At 76.9% G+C, this 5408-nt stretch carries 5 protein-coding genes; 3 read left to right on the top strand and 2 right to left on the bottom strand.

Annotated elements, in window-relative coordinates:
• Together ABEB16_RS17610 and ABEB16_RS17605 are read right to left on the bottom strand one after the other, a co-directional pair.
• Nucleotides 1-1333: hemolysin family protein (locus ABEB16_RS17610; RefSeq protein WP_345713521.1), on the bottom strand; the 1333-nt coding region annotated here is incomplete at its 3' end.
• Nucleotides 1334-1489: 156 nt separating this feature from the next.
• Complete coding sequence (locus ABEB16_RS17605) at nucleotides 1490-2935, bottom strand: GuaB1 family IMP dehydrogenase-related protein (protein WP_345713520.1); 1446 nt, start codon at nucleotides 2933-2935, stop codon at nucleotides 1490-1492.
• A gap of 173 nt (nucleotides 2936-3108) precedes the next feature.
• Between ABEB16_RS17605 and ABEB16_RS17600 the strand changes: the two genes are divergently transcribed.
• The 3 genes from ABEB16_RS17600 to ABEB16_RS17590 all read left to right on the top strand — a co-directional run.
• Nucleotides 3109-3894, top strand: a complete 786-nt coding sequence (locus ABEB16_RS17600; protein ID WP_345713519.1) for a response regulator transcription factor — start codon at nucleotides 3109-3111, stop codon at nucleotides 3892-3894.
• A 77-nt stretch (nucleotides 3895-3971) separates the two neighbouring features.
• A complete protein-coding gene (locus tag ABEB16_RS17595; RefSeq protein WP_345713518.1) occupies nucleotides 3972-5018 on the top strand; it encodes a sensor histidine kinase in 1047 nt (348 codons plus the stop codon).
• Nucleotides 5019-5187: 169 nt separating this feature from the next.
• A partial coding sequence (locus tag ABEB16_RS17590) for a 2-oxoglutarate dehydrogenase E1 subunit family protein (RefSeq protein WP_345713517.1) occupies nucleotides 5188-5408 on the top strand: 221 nt, incomplete at its 3' end.

Below are 5408 nucleotides of genomic sequence, written 5' to 3'. Positions count from 1 at the left end.
CGGCCGGCCGCTCGTGCTGCTCGGGGGGCGGCGCGGCCCCCTCGCCGGTGCGGCGCACCCGCAACCGGTCCACCCGGCGGCCCTCCATGCGCACCACCCGCAGGACGGCACCGGGCACGGCGACCTCGTCGCCGACCTCCGGGATGCGCGCCAGCCGCGCCATGGCGAAGCCGCCCAGCGTCTCGTAGGCGGGGTCGTCGGGCACCAGGACCTCCAGGCGGTCGCGCACCTCGTCGGGGCGCAGCAGGCCGGGCACCGTCCAGGAGCCGTCGCGGTGCTGGCGCACCCCCCCGCGGTCGCGGTCGTGCTCGTCGGCGACGTCCCCGACGATCTCCTCGACGAGGTCCTCCAGCGTCACCACGCCCGCCGTGCCGCCGTACTCGTCGACGACGACGGCCAACTGCAGCCCGCGGCGCAGCTGGAGCAGCAGCGGCTCCAGGCGCAGGGTGTCGGGCACCCGCGGCACCTCGACCATCAGCGCGGCCGCGGGCACCTCGGGGCGGCGCTCCGGGGGGACCGCGACGGCGGCCTTGACGTGGACGACGCCGGCGACCTCGTCGAGGTCGTCGCCGGAGACGGGGAAGCGGGAGTGGCCGGTGGAGCGGGCCAGGGCCACCACGTCGGCGGCGCTGTCCTCGCGGCGCACCGCCTGCACGCGCACGCGCGGGGTCATGACGTCGGCGGCGGTCTGGTCGCCGAACAGCAGGGTCCGGGTGAGCAGGTTCGCCGTGCCGGGGTCGAGGGTGCCCTGCTCGGCGGAGCGGCGGACCAGGGAGGCCAGCTCCTGCGCCGAGCGGGCACCGGAGAGCTCCTCCTGCGGCTCGACGCCCACGGCGCGCAGGAAGCGGTTGGCGCTGCCGTTGAGCACGACGATGAGCGGGCGGACGGACCACGTGAAGCCGCGCTGCAGCGGGGCGGCGACGGCGGCGGTGCGCAGCGGCAGGGACAGGGCCAGGTTCTTGGGGATGAGCTCCCCGACGACCATGGAGAAGCCCGAGGCGAGCACCACGGAGGTGACGACCGCGACCGTGTCGGCGGCGCCGGGCCCGAGGCCGGCGCCCTCCAGGGGCGTGCTCAGCAGCGCGGCCAGCGACGGCTCGGCGAGGTAGCCGACGAGCAGGGTGGTGACGGTGATGCCGACCTGGGCGCCGGACAGCTGCGTGGACAGCGTGCGCAGGGCGGGCACGACGCCGGCGGCGCCGCGCTGGCCGGCGTCGGCGGCGCGCTCGACGGTGGCGCGGTCGAGGGTGACGAGGGAGAACTCGGCGGCGACGAAGACCGCGGTGCCCACGGTGAGCAGCACCGCGACGAGGAGCAGGAGCCACTCGGTCATGCGGCCGCTCCGGCGCGGGGGTCCCGCGGGCGGGTGGGCAGGGGTTGGGGATGCGGGGGATGGCCGCGGCGCGGCCCCGGAGATGAGCTCATGGCCCTCCCCATGCTACGGGCGGGTGCCCCCGGTGGCACAGCGGCGCGGCCGGGGGCACCCGCCTCACCAGCCCGCGGGCAGCGGCCGCCCCTCGTCGTAGCCCGCGGAGGACTGCAGCCCGACCACGGCCCGCTCGGCGAACTCCGCGACGGTGCGGGCGCCGACGTAGGTGAAGGCCGAGCGCACGCCGGAGGTGATCTCGTCGAGGAGGTCCTCCACGCCGGGGCGGCGGGGGTCCAGGTGCATGCGGGAGGAGGAGATGCCCTCCTCGAACAGGCCCTTGCGGGCGCGCTGGAAGGGGCTGTCGCCGCGGGTGCGGGCCGCCACCGCGCGCGCGGAGGCCATCCCGAAGCTCTCCTTGTAGGCGCGGCCGTCGGCGTCGACGACGAGGTCGCCGGGGCTCTCGCTGGTGCCGGCGAACCAGGAGCCGACCATGACCTGGCTGGCGCCGGCCGCCAGCGCCAGGGCGACGTCGCGCGGGTGGCGGACCCCGCCGTCGGCCCACACCGCGGCGCCGAGCTCCCTCGCGGCCGCCGCGCACTCCAGCACCGCGGAGAACTGCGGGCGGCCCACGCCGGTCATCATCCGGGTCGTGCACATGGCCCCCGGGCCGACGCCGACCTTGCAGACGTCCGCCCCGGCGGCGACGAGGTCGCGCACCCCCTCGGCGGTGACGACGTTGCCGGCGACGACGGGCACCTGCGGGCCGGCCGAGCGCACGGCCGCCAGCGCCTCCAGCATCCGCTCCTGGTGGCCGTGGGCGGTGTCCACGACGAGGGCGTCGACCCCCGCCTCCAGCAGCGCGGTGGCCTTGCCCCTGACGTCGCCGTTGATGCCCACCGCCGCGGCGACGCGCAGCCGGCCGGCGTCGTCGAGGGCGGGGCGGTACACCGTCGAGCGCAGCGCGCCGGTGCGGGTGAGGACCCCGGCGAGCCGGCCCTCCCGCACGACGGGGGCGAAGCGGCGGCGGGCGGTGTGCAGCTGCTCGAAGGCGGCCTCCAGGCCGTCGCGCTCCACCGCGTCGGCGTCGAGCACGAGCGGGGCGCCGCTCATGACCTGCCCGACCTGGGTGAAGCGGTCCACGCCCTCGCAGTCGGCGGCGGTGACGACACCCACGACGGCCCCGCCGGCGACGACGACGGCGGCGCCGTGGGCGCGCTTGGGCAGCAGGTGCAGGGCGTCGTGCACGGTGTCGGTGGTCGACAGCGTCACCGGGGTCTCGAAGACGGGGTGGCGCTGCTTGACCCAGGAGACGACCTCCGCGACGACCTCCAGCGGCACGTCCTGCGGCAGCACCGCCAGCCCGCCGCGGCGGGCGACCGTCTCGGCCATCCGGCGGCCGGAGACGGCCGTCATGTTCGCCACGACCAGCGGGATGGTGGTGCCGGTGCCGTCGTCGCTGGACAGGTCGACGTCGAGGCGGGAGGAGACCCCCGAGCGGGACGGGACGAGGAAGACGTCGTTGTACGTCAGGTCCGAGGAGGGGTGGTGACCGGGGAGGAACCGCACTCCGCCCATGCTAAGCCGCCCGCCGCGCCGCGGTCGCCGGCGCGCGGTGCCGGTGGGCGGCCGTGCGGGCGCTGCGCAGGAGCCGGGGAGGAACCGCGGCGGATCGGGGAGGGCCCCGCCCGCGCGGGGTCGCGCGGCTGCCCGCGCCGCCGGCCAGCGCCTACCCTGCCCCCATGAGCGCCCAGGGCACCGCCGACCCCCGCCGCACCGCCGCGGTCCGCTCACCGCAGACCGCGGCCGGGCCCGTCCCCACCCGCACCGCCGTCGTCGTGGAGGACGAGCCGACGATCGCCGAGGCCGTCGCCACCCGGCTGCGGGCGGAGGGCTACACCGTCGAGGTGGCCGGCGACGGCCCCGGCGGGGTGGCGCTGTGCGAGCGGCTCTCCCCCGACGTCGTCATCCTCGACGTGATGCTGCCGGGCTTCGACGGGCTGGAGGTGTGCCGGCGCGTGCAGGCGGTGCGCCCGGTGCCGGTCCTCATGCTCACCGCCCGCGACGACGAGACGGACAAGCTCGTCGGCCTCGGCGTCGGCGCCGACGACTACATGACCAAGCCGTTCTCGATGCGCGAGCTCTCCGCCCGGGTCAACGGCCTGCTGCGGCGCGTGGAGCGGGCCCGGCTGCTGGCCGGCGGGGGGGTGCAGGAGGCCGACACCCTGCGCTTCGCCGTCTCCGACGGCGAGCTGGAGGTGGACCGCGCCCAGCGGCGGGTGCGCCGCGCCGGGCGGGAGGTGCACCTGACGCCCACGGAGTTCGACCTGCTGGTGTGCCTGACGGCCACGCCGCGCACCGTGCTCACCCGGGAGCGGCTGCTGGAGGAGGTGTGGGACTGGGTGGACGCCTCGGGCACCCGCACCGTGGACAGCCACGTCAAGGCGCTGCGCCGCAAGCTCGGCGCGGACCTGGTGCGCACCGTGCACGGCGTGGGCTACGCGTTCGAGCCCGCCGAGGGCGCGTGAGGCCGGAGGCGGGGGCCGCGCAGGGGCCGCCGGCGGGGCGCCCGCCCGCGCGGGGGGCCCGGGCCCCCTGGTCGGACGTGCGCCCGCTGGACCCGCTGCACTCCCTGAAGGTCAAGCTGGGCGTGCTGGTCGCGGTGACGGTGACCATCGCCTCGCTGCTGGTGTGGCTGGGGCTGCGCAGCCACATCGGCCCGCGCTACACGCTGCCCGCCGCGATCATCATCTCCCTCGTCGTCACCCAGGTGCTGGCGCGCGGCATGACCTCGCCGCTGCGGGAGATGACGGCCGCCGCCCGGGCGATGGCCACCGGTGACTACACGCGGCGGGTGCGCTCGACGAGCCACGACGAGGTCGGGGAGCTGGCCGTCGCCTTCAACCGGATGGCGGAGGACCTGGAGGCGGTGGACCGGGAGCGGCGCGAGCTGGTGGCCAACGTCAGCCACGAGCTGCGCACCCCGGTCTCGGCGCTGCGGGCGGTGCTGGAGAACGTCGTGGACGGGGTGACGGCCCCGGAGCCGCACGTGCTGGGCACGGCGCTGGCGCAGACGGAGCGGCTGGGCCGGCTCGTGGAGCAGCTGCTGGACCTGTCCCGGGTGGACGCGGGCGCGATGCGCCTGGACCGCGACCGGCTGGCGCTGCGGCCCTTCCTGCAGGGCGCGGTGGACGCGATGTCGCTGGCCGGGCGCGACGTGCGCTTCGTCGTGGACGTGGTGCCGGTGGAGCTGGTGGTGAGCGCCGACGCCGAGCGGCTGCACCAGGTGGTGGCCAACCTGCTGGACAACGCCTCGCGGCACTCCCCCGAGCAGGGGACGGTGACGGTCTCGGGCCGGGCGCTGGGCGAGGTGGTGCGCATCTCGGTGGCCGACGAGGGGCCGGGCATCGCCTCCGCCGACCGCGAGCGGGTCTTCGAGCGCTTCCACCGGGGCACCACCCGCCCGGACGGGGGCACCGGGCTGGGCCTGGCGATCGCGCGCTGGGCGGTGCAGCTGCACGGCGGGACGATCGCGGTGGCGCCGCTGCCGCCGGGGGCGGGCTGCCGCATCGACGTGCACCTGCCGCTGCACCCGCAGCGGCACGGCGGGCGCCCCCGCGAGGTGGTGGCGGGACCGGAGCGCGCCGCCTGAGCGGTGGGTGCCGGCGCCCGCCGGCCGCGGCGGCGGCGATCGCGTGGTGGTCGGCGTGGAGACCCGCGGGGAGATCGCGGTGTGACGCGTCCGGCCCGGTGCGCGGTCGCGGGCGGGTCTAGGCTGGCGTGGCGTCACCCCGAGACCTGCGGAAGAAGGCGACAACGCCGTGCCTGACCACTCCTCGCACGAGGGCCCCCTGACGACCTTCGGACCCAACGAGTGGCTCGTCGACGAGCTCTACGAGCAGTACCTGGCGGACAAGAACTCGGTGGACCCGGCCTGGTGGGACTTCTTCGCCGACTACCAGCCCGCGGAGAACCCCGGGGGCTCGGTGTTCCTGCACGCCTGGGACGACTACGAGAACGTCACCGTCAAGGTCACCGCGCA

The sequence above is a fragment of the Kineococcus glutinatus genome (genome assembly GCF_039542765.1).
GTDB classification, from domain to species: Bacteria; Actinomycetota; Actinomycetes; order Actinomycetales; family Kineococcaceae; genus Kineococcus_A; species Kineococcus_A glutinatus.
Note: the sequence above shows the minus strand (reverse complement) of the source record. Positions and strands in the feature narration are given on the sequence as shown.

Excerpts from the sequence above, each read along its gene's own strand:
- ABEB16_RS17600 (WP_345713519.1), top strand. The coding sequence starts at position 3,109 with ATGAGCGCCCAGGGCACCGCCGACCCCCGCCGCACCGCCGCGGTCCGC.